This is a genomic window from Streptomyces sp. NBC_00158 (assembly GCF_045160885.1).
Classification (GTDB): Bacteria; Actinomycetota; Actinomycetes; order Streptomycetales; family Streptomycetaceae; genus Streptomyces.
Genome location: NZ_CP108161.1, coordinates 584,454 through 601,508, shown reverse-complemented (window position 1 = coordinate 601,508; position 17,055 = coordinate 584,454). Strand labels below are relative to the sequence as shown.

Here is a 17,055-nt window from a genome sequence, read left to right as displayed (position 1 = left end):
GCGGGGCCGCGCAGGTGGACTTCCCGCTCGACCGGGCCAAGCTGCTCGCCGCCCGCTACGCGGCCGCCGAGGCCCGGCCCTACCTCGCCTCCGCCCTGTACGCGCTGACCGTCGTCCCCTCCCCGGGTCCGTCCGGGGTCCGGACCATGGGCGTCGACCGGCGCTGGCGCTGCTACGTCTCGCCGGAGTTCGTCGAGCGCACCCCCGTCCCCGAACTGTCTGGGGTGTGGATCCACGAGGTGGCGCACCTGCTGCGCGACCACCACGGCCGCGCCGACCGGCTGCCCGCCGCCGACCAGCGCGATCCGGTCCGGGTCAACATCGCGCAGGACTGCGAGATCAACGACGACCTCCTCGCCGACGGGCTGGAGCTGCCGGCCGGCCGGATGGAGCCGCGGCTGTTCGACCTGCCCCGGGGCGGGATGTTCGAGGGCTACCTGCCCGGCATCCCGCCGACGCCCCCGCACGCGGTGGACTGCGGCTCGGGCGCCCACGGCAGTCCGGCGCCCTGGGAGCTCGGCGGTGACGGTGCCGGCACGACCGGGATCGGCCCGGTGGAGGCGGAGGCCCTGCGCCGCCAGGCCGCCCAGGCCGTACGCGCCCACCTGCGCTCGCGGGGCCGGGGGAGCGTGCCCGCCGGATGGGAGCGCTGGGCGCAGGAGGTGCTGGAGCCGGCCGTCGACTGGCGCCGCGCGCTGTCGGGGGCGGTGCGGGAGGCCGCCGCCTGGGCCGGCGGGGCCGTGGACTACACGTACCGGCGGCCCTCGCGCCGCACGCCCGCGCTGGGCGGCGGGGTGGTGCTGCCGAGCCTGCGCCGGCCGCTGCCCCGGGTGGCGATCGTCATCGACACCTCGGGGTCCATGGGGGACGCGGAACTCGCCGCCGCCCTCGCCGAGGTCACCGGGGTGCTGCGCGAGGTCGGCGTGGGCGGCAACCGGGTCACCGTGCTGGCCTGCGACGCCGACGTGCACGCCGTGACGCGGGTGGCCAGTACCCGGGAGGTGACCCTGGCCGGGGGCGGCGGCACCGACATGCGCGTGGGCATCGCGGCCGCGCTGGCGAGGCCGGACCGGCCGTCCGTCGTCGTGGTGCTGACCGACGGGTACACCCCCTGGCCGGCGGAGTCCCCGTCCTGCCGGCTGATCGCCGCGCTGATCGGGGACGGGGCGCCGCAGCCGCCGGGCTGGGTGGAGACCGTACGCGTGGCCCCGGCCGACCTGGGCCGCTGACCGGCCTGGGCCGCTCACCGGACGGGACCGCTCACCGGACGGGACCGCTCACCGGACCGGACCGGACCGGACCCCGGACCGCCCGCCGGAGGGAGAGCGCGGAACTGGCCGGTTGTGTACCGTCGTTCGCGCGGTGATCACCGGCGCGTGGCAGCATGGCGCCGGACATCACGGCCAAAGCGGCCACGCGGAGGGGGAGTTCGGTGAGCGGAGTACGCAAGAGCCTGGCCAAGGTGGAGATAGCGCTGCGCTGGGACCCCAGCCCCGCGGGCACGCCCGCTAACGACCTGGACATCGTCGCCGCCGTGTACGGCGCCGCGGACCCGTACGGGGAGCCCGTCTACCTCGTGCACTTCGGCAGCCGCGCCCCCGACGGCACCATCACCCTGGCCCGGGACAGCCGCACCGGGCAGGGCTTCGGCTTCGACGAGGTGATGACCCTCGAACTGGACCGGCTGGCACCGGAGCTGGGCCGGGTGGTGGTCGGCGTGGTGATCCAGGACGCCGGGCCCGCCACGGCGCCGGACCGCAAGACCTTCGCCGCCGTCGGCGGCACGGGGCTGCGGGTCCGCGAGGGGTACACCGACCTCGCCACGACCGACTTCGCGGAGCTCGCCGGGGCCACGGCGGCCACCGTCGCCGAGTTCACCCGGGACGCCTCGGGCGGCTGGACGCTGGACGCGCGCACCCGCGGCTTCGACGCGGACCCGCAGGAGTACGCCCGGGTCATGGGCGCGGCGCCGCGCGGCTGAGGCCGGGCGCCGGCGGATCCGTACCGGACCGGGCGGCGGTCACCCTGCTCGGGAGTGGCCGCCGCCCCGTCCGGGTGGCGCGCTGCCGCCGTCCCCACGAGGCAGCGCGAGTGGGTCGCCGTCCGGTCATCGTGAACGGCGGCCCACTGGTTCAGGGGGTCAGGGGACCTGAGGGCTGATGCCCAGCGCGGGCAGCAGCGCCGCGTCCACGAACCTGACCAGGTAGTCGGAGTCCGCGTACCGCCCCTCCAGCACGGGCCGGATCCGCAGGACGCCCATCAGCTGCGCCGGCAGGAACTCCACGGCGGGGTGGTCCTCGGCGAGCTCGCCGCGCGCCACCGCCCGCCGGACGATCGCGCCGAACGCCTCCAGCTCCGGATCCACCAGGGCCTCGCGCAGCGCGGCCTGGAGTTCCTCGTCGCCGAACACGGCCACCCCGAGCGCCTGGGTGAGCCGGGTGTCGCGGCCCGAGGTGCCCGCCGCGATCCGGGCGGCCTCGCGGAGGTCCCCCGCCAGCGTCCCGGTGTCCACGTCCGCGAGGGTCCGCTCGCCGCGCCTGGCGCGGCTCGCGCGCAGGGCGGCGGCGACGAGCTGCGGCTTCGTCTTCCACTGCCGGTAGAGCGTGGACTTGCCGCAGCAGGCCCGGGCGGCGACGCCCTCCATGGTCAGGGCCTCGTAGCCGTGCTCGCGCAGCTGGTCGAGGACGACGTCGTAGAACTCCTGCTCGCGCTCCGGGCTGATCTTGGAGCGGCGCGCGGTGACCTGCGGCGTCGACGTCATGGGGTGGGGCTCTCCTCACGGGATCCGGCGGCGGGTCCGTGCTCCGAGTGTACGGCCATCCGAGCTTATCGGGACACCAGCGTATCGATACGCCCATGTATCGATACACTGGCGTGTCGATAGGAACCGAAAGAAGTGAGACCGGGGGATGACCTCCCACACCACACCGGACCGGCCACAAGCCGGGAAGAGCGACGCGCGCCGCCGGCTCATACGCGAGCTGCTGCTCGTCGCGGGCCTGTTCGCCGTCTACAAGGCGGGCCGGACGCTCTCGACGGGCCGCACCGACGAGGCCTTCCGCAACGCCGGCCGGGTATGGGACGCCGAACGCGCCCTGCACCTGCCCGGGGAGGGCGCCGTCCAGCGGCTGCTGCTCCACTCGGACGCCCTCGTCCACACCGCCAACACCTACTACGCGGCCGTGCACTTCCCCGCGACCGCCCTGTTCCTGGTCTGGCTGTACCTGCGCCGCCCCCGGCACTACCTGTGGACCCGGCGGGTGCTCGCCGTCCTCACCGGCGCCGCCCTCGTGCTCCACCTCTCGTTCCCGCTCGCGCCGCCCCGGATGCTGGACGCCGCGCACCTGGTCGACACCGCCCAGGTGTACGGGCCGAGCGTCTACGGCGCCGCCCCGGAGGCCGACACCATGGCCAACCAGTTCGCCGCGATGCCCTCGCTGCACTTCGGCTGGGCGCTGATGCTCGCCCTCGGGATGATCGCCGCGACCCGGTCCCGGTGGCGCGCCCTGTGGCTGCTGCACCCGCTGGTGACCCTGCTCGTCGTCGTGGGCACCGCCAACCACTACTGGGTCGACGCCGCCGTGGCCGCCCTGCTGCTCGGCGCGGCCCTGCTGCTGGTCCCCCGCCCGGCCGCCGCCGGATCCACCGCCCCGGAGGCACGGCCCCTGCCGCACCCGCGCCGGCCGGCCCAGGCCATCAGCGCCGGGACCTCCGCCCCCGTCCGCGCAGGGGCGCCCGCACCCGGCCCCGCGGCGGCCTCCGCGCCTGGCCGCGCCGGGACCGCCGGTCCCGTCCCCGCCGGGGCGTCCGCGCCCGGCCCTGCCGGTGCGTACGATGCCGGCCCCGCGGCGGCGTCCCCGCCCGGCCACGCCAGAGCCTCCGGGCCCGGCCCCGCCGTTTCCGTGCCCGCCCACGCCGGAGGCGAGCGGTGAACGCCACCCTCCTCGCCGTCGTCCTCTGCCTCGCCTCCGCCGCCACCTACGCGGCCGCCGCCGTCGCCCAGGAACGCCTCGCCCGCCGGGCCACCGCCCGCTCCGCCCGGGCCCTGCTCGGCAACGCCGCCTGGTGGTGGTCGGCCGGACTGAACGCCGCCGCAGCGCTGCTGCACGCCGCCGCGCTGCGCTACGGCCCGCTCACCCTGGTCCAGCCGCTGGGCGCGCTCACCCTGGTGGCCGCCGTCCCGCTGGGGGCGCGCGGCGCCGGGCGGCGGGTCGCCGCCACCGAGTGGCGGGGCACCCTGGCCACCGTCGCCGGGCTCGGCCTGCTGCTGCTCCCCGCCTCCGGCCCGGCCCCGGACGACACCCTCACCCTGGCCGAGGCGCTCGCCGTGTCCGGCGCCACCGTCGCCGTGATCCTGCTGCTCACCGCACGCAAGGACCCCGGCCCGGGGCTGCGCCACGCCACCGCCTCCGGGCTGGCCTCCGCCGTCGCCTCCGCCCTGACCCAGACCGTCGCCGTCGCGGGCGGCCGGGGCGGGGCCCTGCTCAGCGGCCGGGTGATCACCGTGGCCCTGCTCGTCGTGGTCTTCGCCGTCGGCGGGATGCTGCTCTCGCAGCGGGCCTACCGGGGCGGCCTCGGCGCCCCGCTCGCCGTGGTCAACCTCGCCAACCCGCTCGCCGCGGCCGCGATCGGCATGGTCCTGCTCGGCGAACGCCTCCAGGGCGGCGCCCTCGGCATCCTGCTCGCCGCCGCCGGAGCCCTCGCGGCCACCCGCGGGGTCCTGCTGCTCACCCGCACCGCGCCCGCCGCGCAGCCCGCCGAAAGCCGCCCCGTACCGGCCGGCCACGTGACAGCATGACCGGCATGACCGACCGCTCGTACCTCTCCCTCTGGTCCAGGAACTCCGTGCTGTCCATCGGCTCGGTGGGCTCGGTGCTCTCCATCGGCTCCGCGGGCAGCTTCCTCTCCGTCGCCTCCTTCGGGTCCGCGCTCTCCGTCGGCTCCGCCGCCTCCTGGCTGAGCGCGGGCTCCGCCTTCTCGGCCCGCTCCAGCCTCTCCCTCTTCGCCTACCGCTCCCGGGGCGGCGTCGCCGTGGTCGGCGCCGTCGCGGGAGCGGCCGCGGCCGCCGCGCTGTGGCGCGCCCGCCACCGCTGAGAACCACCGGCGCTCCGCTCGCGTCCTCAAGGGCACGGACGCACACGAAGAGCGCGAAGAGCGGAGAGAACGGCATGGGCATCATCGGCTGGATCATCCTGGGCCTGCTGGCCGGCGGCATAGCCAAGATCCTGCTCCCCGGCCGCGACCCGGGCGGCTTCATCGTCACCACCCTCATCGGCGTGGCCGGCGCCTTCATCGGCGGCTGGCTCTCCGCCAAGTTCCTCGACCGCCCGATCCAGGCCCAGTTCTTCGACCTCGCCACCTGGGGCTCGGCCATCGCCGGCTCCCTCGTCCTGCTCGTCGGCTACCGCATCCTCTTCGGCAACTCCCGCCGCTGAGCCCCTGCCGGCAGGCCCTACGCTGGGCCCCGCGCGACGTACGAGATGCGAGGAGCCCGGAACCACATGAGCGTCACCCTCCCCCAGCTACCGCCGGGGGTACCCCCAGTCCCCACCGCCGACCTGTACGACGAGCACGGCGAGGACCTCGGCATCTGCGCCACCCCGTTCCGCAGGATCGGCGGCCGGAACCTGTACGCCGGACCCGTGCGCACCGTCCGCTGCCACGAGGACAACGCCCTGCTGCGCGAACTCCTGCACACCCCCGGCGACGGCGCCGTCCTCGTCGTGGACGGCGGCGGCTCCCTGCGCACCGCCCTGGTCGGCGACCTCATCGCAGGCGCCGCCCAGGCCTCCGGGTGGGCCGGTCTGATCGTCCACGGCGCCGTCCGCGACAGCGTCGCCCTCGGCGCCCTGGACCTCGGCGTCCAGGCACTCGGCACCTGCCCGCGCAAGAGCGGCAAGACCGGCGAGGGCGCCGTCGACGAGCCCGTCACCATCGGCGGGGTCACCTTCCGCCCCGGCGACACCGTGTACGTGGACGACGACGGCGTCGTCGTCCTGCCCGCCGGGCACTGACACCGCCGGCGCCGCGGGTGCCGTCGGTTTCGCGCCACCTCCCGGCCACGGCCCTGGCGGCGGCGGGCCGCCATTGGTTTCACTGCGGGCCCATGAGACGACACAGGATCATGGGCCTGCTCGGCGCGCTCACCCTCGCCGCCGGGGCCCTGGCCGGACCCGCGGCCGCCGCCGCAGCCCCCGCGGGCACACCGCCGGCCGCCGGAACCCCGGCCGCCGCAGGACCCGTACCGCCCGCCGAGTTCGGCACCGACTGGCACGACCCCCTCACTGCCGCCCCGCCCGTCGAACACCCCGCCACCCGGTCCTGCCGGGTGACCCTCGCCGAGGCGCAGTTCCGCGACTTCACCCCCTACAAGGGGACCTACACCCCGCCCACCGGCTGCGGCCGCTCCGACTGGGCCAAGGCCGTCCTGCGCCTCGACGGAAAGGTCAAGGGCCGCCAGTACGACCGCCTCGGCAACCTCACCCTCGGCGGCGTCGAGATCCTGCGCACCTCCACCCCCGAACCCTCGCCCGAGGGCATCGAGTGGTCCGTCGAGAAGGACGTCACCCGCTACCGCGACGTCCTCGCCCGCCCCGGGCCCGTCGAGATGCTGATCGGCAACGTCGTCAACGACACCTACACCGGCGTCATCGACGTCAAGGTCACCCTGACCCTCTACGCCGCCGACCGGCACACCCAGGCCCCCGACACCCCCGACCGGGTCCTGCCGCTCACCTCCCCGGCGGTGACGACCCCGCGCAACACCGAACGGCTCCTCGCCGAGGTGTACGCCACCGGCTCCGGCGGCGGCTGCGAGGAGTACTGGTACATGACCGTCCCCGACGCCGCGCCCTACTCCTGCAAGGCCGCCGACGGCCCCTACCGCGAGGTCCGGATCTCCGTCGACGGACGGCTCGCCGGACTGGCCGCGCCCTTCCCGACCGTATGGACCGGCGGCTGGTCCAACCCCTTCCTCTGGTACGTCACCCCCGGCCCCCGCGCCTTCGACGTCCAGCCGATCGTGTACGACCTCACCCCCTACGCGGCCCTCCTCAACGACGGCCGCGAGCACCGCGTCGAGGTCTCCGTCGCCGGCGTCCCGGCCGGCCAGGCCGGCTGGAACACCCCCGCCAACCTGCTGCTCTGGCAGGACCACGGCCGCCAGGTCGTCACCGGGGCCCTGACCCGCCACGAGGAGGGCGCCCCCACCGGCTCCTCCCGCTGGACCCCCGCCGCCCCCGGCGGCGAACACCGCCTGGACACCGACGGCGCCCACCGCCTCACCACCGCCGGATACCTCGACACCTCCCACGGCCGGGTCACCACCACCGTCACCCGCGCCGTGTCCCACACCTCCGCGCACCGCTGGACCGACGGCGAGAACCGGGACGCCCTCACCGCCGCCTGGAACGACGAGGAGAACGTCACCCGCGGCGCCGCCACCACCCGCACCGCACGCACGTACACGATGGACGGCGAGACCACCCTCGGCGCGGGGGACCGGCTGCGCACCGCCCTGACCCTCGGCGACCGGGCCGACACCGTCACCCTGCGCGGCGGCCGCCAGACGGGCCGCACCCTCCTCGACGACCGCTACACGGGCGACGCCTCGTACACGGCGAACGTCCCGCGCGAGCAGCGGCACGCCGTCGGCACCTCCACCGAGCGCTACCGCCTGTACGGGTCGGAGATCGGCGGTGGCTGTTACGACCGTACGGTGTCCACCGCTCAGGGCACCCTGACGGAGGACCGCCTCCGCTGCTGACGGTGGCGGGGCCTACGATGACCGCCCATGGAGAACAGTGAGGCCGGCAGACGGCTGATCGACGGCCGTTTCGAACTCATCGGCCCCCTGGGCGCCGGAGGCATGGGCACGGTGTGGCGCGCCCGCGACATCGCACTGCACCGCGAGGTCGCCCTCAAGGAGGTGCGCCCGCCGGACCCCGCCACCGCCGCCGCGCAGCCGGACCTCGCCGTCCAGCTGCGCGAGCGGGCCATCCGCGAGGCACGGGCACTGGCCCGCCTCGCCCACCCCAACGTGGTGACGATCCACCACATCGTGGAACCCGCCCCGGGCACCGAGGGCCACCCGTGGATCGTGATGGAGCTGCTCAAGGGCGGCTCCCTGCACGACCGGCTCGCCGCCGGACCGATGCCGCTGCCCGAGGTGGTGCGGCTCGGGCTCGACATCCTCTCCGCGCTGCGCGCCGCGCACGAGGAGGGCGTGCTCCACCGGGACGTGAAGCCGGCCAACGTCCTGCTGCGGCCCGACGGGGCGGGCGTGCTCACCGACTTCGGCATCGCCGCCCTGCACGGGGCGACCGCCCTCACCTCCACCGGCGTGCTGATCGGCTCGCCCGAGTACATCGCCCCCGAGCGGTGCCGGGGCGAGGAGGGCCTGGCGGCCTCCGACCTGTGGTCGCTCGGCATGATGCTGTACGTGGCCGCCGAGGGGACGCACCCGCTGCGCCGGGCCACCAGCCTGGCCACCGTGGTCGCCGTCCTCGACGAGCCGATCCCGGCGCCCGTGCGCTCCGGCCCGCTGGGCCCCGTACTGGAACGGCTGCTCGTACGCGATCCCGCGGCGCGGCCCGACGGCGCCGAGCTCGAAGCACTGCTCCGGAGTGCGAGCACCGCTCTCGGTGCAGGGGCCGGAGCAGCCGCGGCCGCCGCCGTCCCGGCACCGCCCGCGGGGCCGGGACACTACGGCCCGCCTCCCACCGCCGCCTCCGGCACCCGGCCCTTCATCCCCGGCGGAGGCTCCCCGTACCGGTCCACCACCCACGTCCCCGCAGTCGCCCCGGCCCCGGCCCCCGCCCGGGGACGCGGCCGCGCCGCGCTGATCGGCGGGGTCCTCGCACTGGCCCTCGCCGGCGGCGTCGTCGGGCTCGTCCAGGCCCTGCCCGACGGCACGTCCGGCGACCCGGACGCCAAGGGCTCCACGGCCTCCACCCCGGTGACCGGTGGCACGGCCACCACCGTCGCCCAGGCGCCCACCACCCCGAAGTCCACGCCCAGGGCACAGGGCAGCCCCGCCGCCGCGGCCAAGGGCAGCCTGCTCACACCCGACAGGGTCCGCACCGCCATCGAGGCGTTCAAGCAGCAGACCGGCACCACCACCTTCGTGGAGATGACCGTCTACGAGGGCTACGTGCTGGCCTCCATCCCCACCGCCGCCGGAGCCGACACCTTCGACCGGTACGAGTACCGCGACGGGCGGGTCAAGCACGACGGCCCCGGCGGCACCGTCAAGCCGGACGAGCCGCTCATCGACATGGCGGCCGTGAAGTGGGACGCCCTCCCGGGGCTGCTGGAGCGGGCGCAGCAGGAACTCGGCGTCACCAAGCCGACCTCCCGCTACGTCATCGTCGAGCCCTGGCTGTTCGACGCGAGCCCCTCCATGCGCCCCTACCTCACCGACGAGTACGGGCGCGGCGGCTACGTGTACGCCGACACCCAGGGCAACGTGAAGAAGGTGTACCGCTCCTGACATCGTGTAGCCGTACACGCGCACCGGTACGACCACCGCTGCGCACACCGGTACGAGCACCCCGTACGCGCGCCCGCGTACGGCAGACACGGTCCAAGGAGCACGGTCCACCATGCCCAGCTGGCGCAGCACCCTCACCAAGGCCGGGATAACCGACCCCCGGCTGCGGGCCGACCACACCCACGCCGCCCGCCGGGTGCTGCGCCGCGAACCGGCCCCGTACCTCACGCTGCGCCTGCTCGCCGCACCACCGCTGGTGCCCTGGCTCTCGACGGGCCTGGCCTTCATGAACCTGGTCGACGACGTGGCCGAGACCGGCACCCCGAGCGTGCGCGCCGCCGGACTCACCGCCCTCGCCGGCCGCGTCGAGTCGGCCCTGGCCACCGGAGACAGCCCCGACCCGCTGCTGCGCGCCTACGCCCACGCCGTCCGAGGCCGGGGCCTGCCCGGACACTGGATCACCCGCTTCCTCGACGGCGCGGCCACCGCCGAGGCCGGTTTCGACGGCTTCGCCGCCGAGGAGGACTTCCAGGACTACCTCGACGCCTACGCCTGGCCCGGGATCATGGTCTTCACGGGCCTCCAGTACCAGGGCGGACCCGACCCCGCCCAGGCCGCGGCCTGGCGCGCCTTCGTGGACGCCGCCCAGCGGGTCGACTTCCTCGCCGACCTGGCCGGCGACCTCGCCGAGGGGCGGCTCTGCATTCCGCGCTCCCGCCTCGCCGAGCACTCCGTCACCCGCGCCGACCTCGAAGGGGCCCGCGACACCGCGGCGGTACGCGCGCTCCTCGCCGCCGAGTGCGCCCGCGCCCGCACCGCACTCGCCGCGGCCGGGGACGTCCTCGACCTCACCGAGCCCGGTCTGCGCCCGGTGGTCGCCGCCATGACGGAGCTGATGGGACACCAGCTGGCCGCGGTGGAGAAGGCCGGAACCGGCGCCCTGCGCAAGGACGTCGGCTACGGCCTGGCCGCCCCCGTGGGTACCCTGCTGCGCGCCCTGCGGCGGCGCTGACCCCGCAGCGGTGACATTTGTACCGCTCAGGTCCGTACGGCCGGATCTGCCGCCGCCCCCTCCCGGTCCCTAGCGTGAGGGGCATGACGGAGAGCACGCGAACGGGCGGCACGATGACGGAAGAAGAGGGAACGGGCATGGGGGGCGACGGAACGGCGGCCGGCCGGAAGGACAGCGGGAAGGACGGCGCGAAGGACGGCGCGAAGGACAGCCGGAAGGGCGCCCACAAGGACGACTGGAAGGCCGACTGGCCCGCCCGCAAGGCCGAATGGCGGGCGCGGGAGAAGGCCCGCAAGGCCTGCGGCGAGGCCCCCGACTACGGCAACGGTCCGATGGGCCCGCCCAACGCCTTCACCCTGCTGCCCTGGCTGCTGCTGGGCATGGGGGCGATCTCCAACATCGTCCACGGCGAGACCCCCAACCCCTGGGTCGGCGCGGCCGGCCTGCTGGTCTTCAACTCCCTCTACGTCACCCTGGTGTTCCGGGCCTTCCACAAGCCGGCCCGGGAGGCCGCCTCCACCCGCTGGTGCCTGGGCGCCCTGGCCGCCGTCACCTGCGCCCTGGCCGGCGCCTACGGCGGGGACTGGCTGCTGTTCTTCCCGCTGCTGGGCCTCGCCACCGGCGCGGTGGTACGGGGACGCCGCCTCGGCCCGGTGATGTTCGCCGTCACCGCCGCCGCCGGGGTCATCGGGGGAGTGCGGGAAGGCTGGGACGTGCTCGGCGTCGTCTACGGCACCTTCCTGTCCGGCATGGTCACCGCCGCCATCCTGGCGCTGTCCGAGACCGTACGGGAACTGCGCGAGACCCGGCAGGAACTGGCGCGGGCCGCCGTCGACCAGGAACGGCTGCGCTTCTCCCGGGACCTGCACGACCTGCTCGGCCACACCCTGTCCGTGATCGTGGTGAAGTCGGAGGCGGCCCGCCGGATCGCACCCCGCGACATGGAGGCCGCCCTCGACCAGGTCCGCGACATCGAGTCGGTGGGCCGGCAGGCGCTCACCGAGATCCGGGAGGCCGTCACCGGCTACCGCGAGGCCAGCCTGGCCACGGAACTCGACCGGGCGCGCGCCGCGCTGACCGCCGCCGGCATCGAGCCCGTCGTACGCCAGTCCGGCCCCCCGCTGCCCCCACAGACGGCGGCCCTGCTGGGCTGGGTGGTCCGGGAGGCCGCCACCAACGCCGTCCGCCACAGCGGGGCCTCCCGCTGCGAGATCGAGCTGGGCGGCACCCCGGAGCGGGCCCGGCTGGTGATCACGGACGACGGCGCCGGCCCAGTAGGCTCGACCCCGTCGGGCAGCGGACTGACGGGCCTGCGCGAACGCCTCGCCGCGTCGGGCGGCACGCTCACCGCGGGCACGGCACCGGACGGCGGTTTCCGGGTCACCGCCGAACTCCCGGCGGACCCGGCAGGAGGAGGGGACGGGCGGGACTGATGGTCAGGCTGCTGCTGGCGGAGGACCAGGGCATGATGCGGGGCGCGCTGGCCCTGCTGCTGGGGCTGGAGGAGGACTTCGAGGTCGTGGCCCAGGTGGGGGCCGGCGACGAGATCCTCCCGGCCGCGCTGGAGGCCCGGCCGGACGTGGCCCTGCTCGACATCGAGCTCCCGGGCAGGAGCGGCCTCGACGCCGCCGCCGAGCTGCGCACCCGGCTCCCCGGCTGCCGGGTGCTGATCCTGACCACCTTCGGCCGGCCCGGCTACCTGCGCCGGGCGATGGAGGCCGGGGCGGCCGGGTTCCTCGTCAAGGACGGGCCGGTGGAGGAGCTGGCCGTGGCGGTCCGCCGGGTGCTGGCCGGGGAGACCGTGATCGACCCCGCGCTCGCGGCCGCCGCGCTGGGCGCCGGACCGAACCCGCTGACCGCGCGCGAGACCGACGTGCTGAACGCCGCCGCCGACGGGGCCACCGTCGCGGACATCGCCGGCCGGGTGCACCTGTCCGAGTCGACCGTGCGCAACTACCTCTCGGCGGCCATCGGCAAGACCGGCACCCGCAACCGCATGGAGGCCGTCCGCGCGGCCCGCCGCCAGGGCTGGCTCTGACGGACCGGCGCCCGCCCCGGAACAACCCCGGCACGCCGGCTTCCGCTAGTAGGCGCCGTTGACGTTGTCGATCGAGCCGTAGCGGGCGGCGGCGTAGTTGCAGGCCGCCGTGATGTTCGCGACCGGGTCGTACGAGTCCAGGGACGTGCCGGGCACGTGGTAGGCGCGGAAGGTCGGGTCGATGACCTGGAGGAGGCCCTTGGAGGGGATGCCGTTCTGGGCGTTGATGTCCCAGTTGTTGATGGCGAGGGGGTTGCCCGAGGACTCCCGCATCACGTTGCGGTGGATTCCGTTGTAGCTGCCGGGAATTCCGTGCTTGGCCATGACGGCCAGCGACTGCCGGATCCAGCCGTCGAGGTTGTTCGCGTACACGGGGGCGGCGGGCTTGGCGGCGGGCTTCGCCGCGGCCGCGCGGGCCGCCGCGCCGAGCTTCAGCTTGAGGCCGGGACGGATCACCGAGGGGTCGGAGCCGATGACGCTCCGGTTGGCCTCGTAGAGGGCCTGCCAGCCGCCGTTCACGGAATGCGCGGAGGCGATCTTCGAAAGGGTGTCGCCGCCCACCACCGAATAGGTCATGGCCGCCGTCGCCTTTTCCACGGACGCCTTTTCCGTGGCGGACTTCTCCACCGCCGGCTGCGCCGCCGCGGCCTTCTCCACGGCCGCCTTGACGAGCGACGCCGGAACCGGCTGCGTGCCGGCCGCCCCGGCCGTCGTGGCGCTGATCAGAGGGAGGGCGAGGGCCGCTCCACCCGTGCCGGCGACCGCCAGCCTGCGGGCGATCCAGTGCTGCTTCGGCCGACGGTGCTTACCCTGTCGGGGCATGGCGCTGTTCCTCACGTGGGGGTACGGGAGAGCCCCGGCGGCGGCCGGATTCGGCAGTCGGCCGCGGGGAGTGAGGTGACCGTAGGCGAGCGCGCGACGCGGGAACAAGACACGAATTCCACCGGTAGATCGACTTCTCGTGCGGTGTCCGGTAAATGACCATGAAATGGGGATCACGAAAAGGCCGATTTCCTTTCCGGGGAAAGGGAACCGGCCGTTCCGGGCGAATTGATGTTGTTCGGCGCCGTGTGACCCACATCATGGGTCCGGCAGGTTTGAGGTTGCCCCGCGCAATACGGTCAATTGGCGGCCTGATACTGCCGATTCGGGCGACCCCTTGCGAGGGTGGCGAAAGGTGTTCAATCGGGCATTCCGGATGCCCGTGGTGCTGTTCCGGGGCCCTCAGAGGGAGGCCAGCGCCTCCAGGGTGGCGTCCACGGCCCGCCCGGACGCCGGCAGCAGGGGCAGGCGCACGTCCGGCGAGGGGATCCGGCCCTGCGCGTGCAGCACGCCCTTGACCACCGCCGGGTTCGGCTCCGCGAACGCCGCCGCCGAGAGCCGTGCCAGTCCGTGCCCCAGCGTCCGGGCGCGCCCGACCTCGCCGGCCTTCCAGGCCGCGGCGAGCTCCGTGAACCGCTCCGTCGCCAGATGGGCCGAGGCGAGCACCGCGCCCGAGGCGCCGAGCGCCAGCATCGGGGACGCGTACGCGTCGTCCCCGGCCAGGACCGAGAACCCGTCCGGCAGCCGGCCCAGCAGCGCCACCGTGTCCGCGTCGATCCCGCCCGCCGCGTACTTCACCCCGGCCACCCCGGCCAGCGAGCCCAGCGCCCGCAGCGCGTCCGCGTCCAGCGGCTGCCCGGTCCGGTACGGGATGTGATAGACGATCAGCGGCACCGGGCTCACCTCCGCCAGCCGCGTGAAGTGCGCCAGCACGCCCGCCGCCGAGGGCCGTACGAACGAGGGCACGGTCACCAGCGCCGCCCGGACCTCGGGCCACCGCGCCAGCCGCGCCAGTGCCGCCTCGCTCGCCCGGGTCCCGCTCGCCCCCGCCCCCACCGTGAGCGGCACGCCCCGCTCCCCGCAGACCCGCGCGCAGATCCCGGTCACCAGATCGCGCTCGGCCCCGTCCAGCGCGGCCGTCTCGCCCGTGGTGCCGAGGGCCACGATCCCGGCGGCCCCCGCGTCGAGCACCTCGTGCGCGAGGGCCTCCAGCGCCTCGGCCGCGACCTCCCCGCCCCGGGTGAAGGGGGTGACGAGCGGTACGTGGATCCCGTTGAGGGTGAAATGCGTGCCATCGGTCATTTGCCCGGCCCGTGCCGTTTCCTGTCGCATGCAGAAGAGCTTCGCCCGGACCGAGCGTCGAATCCAGTTCGCATTTCTTATCCGACCCGTAAGCTGAGCCGATGCTCGACGTACGCCGCCTGCGCCTGCTGCGGGAACTCGCCCGCCGGGGCACCATCGCCGCCGTGGCCGAAGCCCTCGCCTTCAGCCCCTCCGCCGTCTCCCAGCAGCTCACCGTCCTCGAACGCGAGGCCGGCCTGCCCCTGCTCGAACGCACCGGCCGCCGCGTCCGGCTCACCCCGGCCGCCCAGAACCTCGTACGCCACGCCGAAGCCGTCCTGGAACGGCTGGAGCAGGCCGACGCCGACCTCGCCGAGGCCCGCAGCGGGCTCGCCGGGGTCCTGCGCGTCGGCTCCTTCCCCACCGCCACCCGGGCCATCGTCCCGGCCGCCCTGCTCCACCTCGCCCGCCGCCACCCCGGGCTGGAGCCGAGGGTCCGCGAGACCGACCCGGCGGCGGTCGCGCACGCGCTGCGGGCCGGGGACCTGGACGTGGCCCTGGTCCACGAGTACGACTTCGTCCCAGCACCGGCCGAGCCGGGGCTCGCCACCCGGCCGCTGTACGGGGAGGCGATGTACCTGGCCGCCCCGGCCGCCCCGGCGGTCCCGCACCCGGCCGCCGCCACCGGGGCCGACCAGGGCGCGGTCCTGCGCGCCCACCAGGACGAGCCCTGGATCACCGCCACCCCCGGCACCCTCTGCCACGCCATGACCCTCCGGGCCTGCCAGGCGGCCGGGTTCACCCCCCGGATCCGGCACGAGGTCGACGAGTTCGACACCGTCCTCGCGCTGGTCGCGGCCGGGCAGGGGGTCGCCGTCGTCCCCCAGCTGGGAATGACCGGCTCCGCGGACCCCGCCGTCGCCCTCACCCGCCTCCACATGGAACGCCGCACCAAGGTCGCCTTCCGCAGCGGTGCCGCCGCCCACCCCGCCGTGGCCGCCTTCACCGCGGCGCTGCGCGCGTCCGTACCGTCGGATCTGGCCGGAACCGGAGGGGGCGGGTGACGCGAAGGCCCGCGCAACTCCCTTGGGGGGCCGCGCCCGTGTACGTTCGATGATCCAGACCGATCAGGCCGATCAGACGGATCGGGCCGATCCGAGCAGAACGGGGTACGACGTGACACATCGCGTACGAGGGGTCATCGCGCGCGGCAAGGGCGCACCGGTGGAGACGACCACGATCCTCGTGCCCGACCCGGGGCCCGGCGAAGCCCTCGTCAAGATCCAGGCCTGCGGGGTCTGTCACACCGACCTGCACTACCGCGAGGGCGGCATCAACGACGAGTTCCCCTTCCTCCTCGGCCACGAGGCCGCGGGCGTCGTCGAGTCCGTCGGCCCCGACGTCACCTCCGTCGCCCCCGGCGACTTCGTGGTCCTCAACTGGCGTGCGGTGTGCGGTACCTGCCGGGCCTGCAAGCGCGGCCGGCCCTGGTACTGCTTCAACACCCACAACGCCACCCAGCCCATGACCCTGGAGGACGGCACCCCGCTCTCCCCGGCCCTGGGCATCGGCGCCTTCGCCGAGAAGACCCTCGTCGCCGCCGGCCAGTGCACCAAGGTGGACCCGGCCGCCTCCCCGGCCGCCGCCGGACTCCTCGGCTGCGGCGTGATGGCGGGCCTGGGCGCCGCCCTGAACACCGGCAACGTCGGGCGCGGGGACTCGGTCGCCGTCATCGGCTGCGGGGGAGTCGGCAACGCGGCCGTCGCCGGCGCCCGGCTGGCCGGGGCCTCGCGGATCATCGCCGTGGACCTGGACGAGCGGAAGCTGGAGTGGGCGCGCGGTCTCGGCGCCACCCACACCGTCAACGGGCGGACGGAGGACGTGGTCAAGGCGATCCAGGGGCTGACCGGCGGGAACGGCGCGGACGTGGTCATCGAGGCCGTCGGCCGCCCCGAGACCTACCGGCAGGCCTTCTACGCCCGCGACCTGGCCGGCACCGTCGTCCTGGTCGGCGTACCGACGCCCGAGATGCAGCTCGAACTCCCGCTGCTGGACGTCTTCGGGCGCGGCGGCGCGCTCAAGTCCTCCTGGTACGGGGACTGCCTGCCCGAGCGGGACTTCCCGCTGCTGATCGACCTCTACCTGCAGGGCCGGCTCGACCTCGACGCGTTCGTCTCCGAGACCATCCCGCTCGACGGGGTCGAGGACGCCTTCGCCCGCATGGAGCGCGGCGAGGTGCTCCGCTCCGTGGTCACCTTCTGACCCGCCGCCCCGGGGCCCCGACCGGTCCCCGAGCAGGTCCCCCGACCAGATCCCCCGGTCAGGGGCCCCGGGGCATAAACTCGGCCGGGACGTCAGCCCCGGCTCCGGGCCCCGCCGCGATCCGGCGAAGGCGCGGGGAGGGGATCCGCA

At 75.2% G+C, this 17,055-nt stretch carries 17 protein-coding genes; 14 read left to right on the top strand and 3 right to left on the bottom strand.

Annotated elements, in window-relative coordinates; translation table 11 throughout:
* The first annotated feature begins 14 nt into the window (after positions 1-14).
* Both OG553_RS02610 and OG553_RS02605 read left to right on the top strand, forming a co-directional pair.
* Positions 15-1,229, top strand: coding sequence for a DUF2201 family putative metallopeptidase (locus OG553_RS02610; protein ID WP_405977380.1), 1,215 nt, complete (start codon positions 15-17; stop codon positions 1,227-1,229).
* A 203-nt stretch (positions 1,230-1,432) separates the two neighbouring features.
* A complete protein-coding gene (locus OG553_RS02605) occupies positions 1,433-1,981 on the top strand; it encodes a TerD family protein (RefSeq protein ID WP_405977379.1) in 549 nt (182 codons plus the stop codon).
* Positions 1,982-2,140: 159 nt separating this feature from the next.
* Here OG553_RS02605 and OG553_RS02600 read toward each other — a convergent pair whose 3' ends face one another.
* Positions 2,141-2,761, bottom strand: a complete 621-nt coding sequence (locus OG553_RS02600; protein ID WP_405977378.1) for a TetR/AcrR family transcriptional regulator — start codon at positions 2,759-2,761, stop codon at positions 2,141-2,143.
* A 148-nt stretch (positions 2,762-2,909) separates the two neighbouring features.
* On the opposite strand from OG553_RS02600, the gene OG553_RS02595 reads away from it, so the two are divergent.
* From OG553_RS02595 to OG553_RS02550, 10 genes are all read left to right on the top strand, one after another.
* Complete coding sequence (locus OG553_RS02595) at positions 2,910-3,932, top strand: phosphatase PAP2 family protein (RefSeq protein ID WP_405977377.1); 1,023 nt, start codon at positions 2,910-2,912, stop codon at positions 3,930-3,932.
* Positions 3,929-4,798: a DMT family transporter gene (locus OG553_RS02590; protein WP_405977376.1), complete on the top strand. Its 870-nt coding sequence runs from the start codon at positions 3,929-3,931 to the stop codon at positions 4,796-4,798. The genes OG553_RS02595 and OG553_RS02590 overlap by 4 nt, the downstream gene beginning before the upstream one ends.
* A 5-nt stretch (positions 4,799-4,803) precedes the next feature.
* Positions 4,804-5,094 carry a hypothetical protein gene (locus tag OG553_RS02585; protein WP_405977375.1) on the top strand — a complete coding sequence of 97 codons (291 nt, stop codon included), beginning with the start codon at positions 4,804-4,806 and terminating at the stop codon, positions 5,092-5,094.
* Between the two features lie 74 nt (positions 5,095-5,168).
* On the top strand, positions 5,169-5,435 hold the full coding sequence (locus tag OG553_RS02580; protein ID WP_362458362.1) for a GlsB/YeaQ/YmgE family stress response membrane protein: 267 nt from the start codon (positions 5,169-5,171) through the stop codon (positions 5,433-5,435).
* A gap of 66 nt (positions 5,436-5,501) precedes the next feature.
* Complete coding sequence (gene rraA / locus OG553_RS02575; protein WP_405977374.1) at positions 5,502-6,014, top strand: ribonuclease E activity regulator RraA; 513 nt, start codon at positions 5,502-5,504, stop codon at positions 6,012-6,014.
* Positions 6,015-6,106: 92 nt separating this feature from the next.
* Positions 6,107-7,765 carry a peptide-N4-asparagine amidase gene (locus OG553_RS02570; RefSeq protein WP_405977373.1) on the top strand — a complete coding sequence of 553 codons (1,659 nt, stop codon included), beginning with the start codon at positions 6,107-6,109 and terminating at the stop codon, positions 7,763-7,765.
* 27 nt (positions 7,766-7,792) lie between these two features.
* Complete coding sequence (locus OG553_RS02565) at positions 7,793-9,490, top strand: protein kinase domain-containing protein (protein ID WP_405977372.1); 1,698 nt, start codon at positions 7,793-7,795, stop codon at positions 9,488-9,490.
* Between the two features lie 112 nt (positions 9,491-9,602).
* Positions 9,603-10,502, top strand: a complete 900-nt coding sequence (locus OG553_RS02560; protein ID WP_405977371.1) for a squalene/phytoene synthase family protein — start codon at positions 9,603-9,605, stop codon at positions 10,500-10,502.
* 83 nt (positions 10,503-10,585) lie between these two features.
* The gene (locus tag OG553_RS02555) at positions 10,586-11,935 is read left to right on the top strand and encodes a sensor histidine kinase (RefSeq protein ID WP_405977370.1); all 1,350 of its coding nucleotides are present in this window, start codon (positions 10,586-10,588) and stop codon (positions 11,933-11,935) included.
* The gene (locus OG553_RS02550) at positions 11,935-12,540 is read left to right on the top strand and encodes a response regulator (protein ID WP_405977369.1); all 606 of its coding nucleotides are present in this window, start codon (positions 11,935-11,937) and stop codon (positions 12,538-12,540) included. The genes OG553_RS02555 and OG553_RS02550 overlap by 1 nt, the downstream gene beginning before the upstream one ends.
* A 45-nt stretch (positions 12,541-12,585) precedes the next feature.
* Here OG553_RS02550 and OG553_RS02545 read toward each other — a convergent pair whose 3' ends face one another.
* Entirely contained in the window at positions 12,586-13,362 is a 777-nt protein-coding gene (locus OG553_RS02545; protein WP_405977368.1) for a transglycosylase SLT domain-containing protein, read from the bottom strand.
* 402 nt (positions 13,363-13,764) lie between these two features.
* A complete protein-coding gene (locus OG553_RS02540) occupies positions 13,765-14,664 on the bottom strand; it encodes a dihydrodipicolinate synthase family protein (protein WP_405977367.1) in 900 nt (299 codons plus the stop codon).
* 101 nt (positions 14,665-14,765) lie between these two features.
* Here OG553_RS02540 and OG553_RS02535 point away from each other — a divergent pair, with 101 nt between their 5' ends.
* Positions 14,766-15,707 carry a LysR substrate-binding domain-containing protein gene (locus OG553_RS02535; protein ID WP_405977366.1) on the top strand — a complete coding sequence of 314 codons (942 nt, stop codon included), beginning with the start codon at positions 14,766-14,768 and terminating at the stop codon, positions 15,705-15,707.
* A gap of 112 nt (positions 15,708-15,819) precedes the next feature.
* Positions 15,820-16,905 carry an S-(hydroxymethyl)mycothiol dehydrogenase gene (locus OG553_RS02530; protein ID WP_405977365.1) on the top strand — a complete coding sequence of 362 codons (1,086 nt, stop codon included), beginning with the start codon at positions 15,820-15,822 and terminating at the stop codon, positions 16,903-16,905.
* The last annotated feature ends 150 nt before the right edge of the window (positions 16,906-17,055 follow it).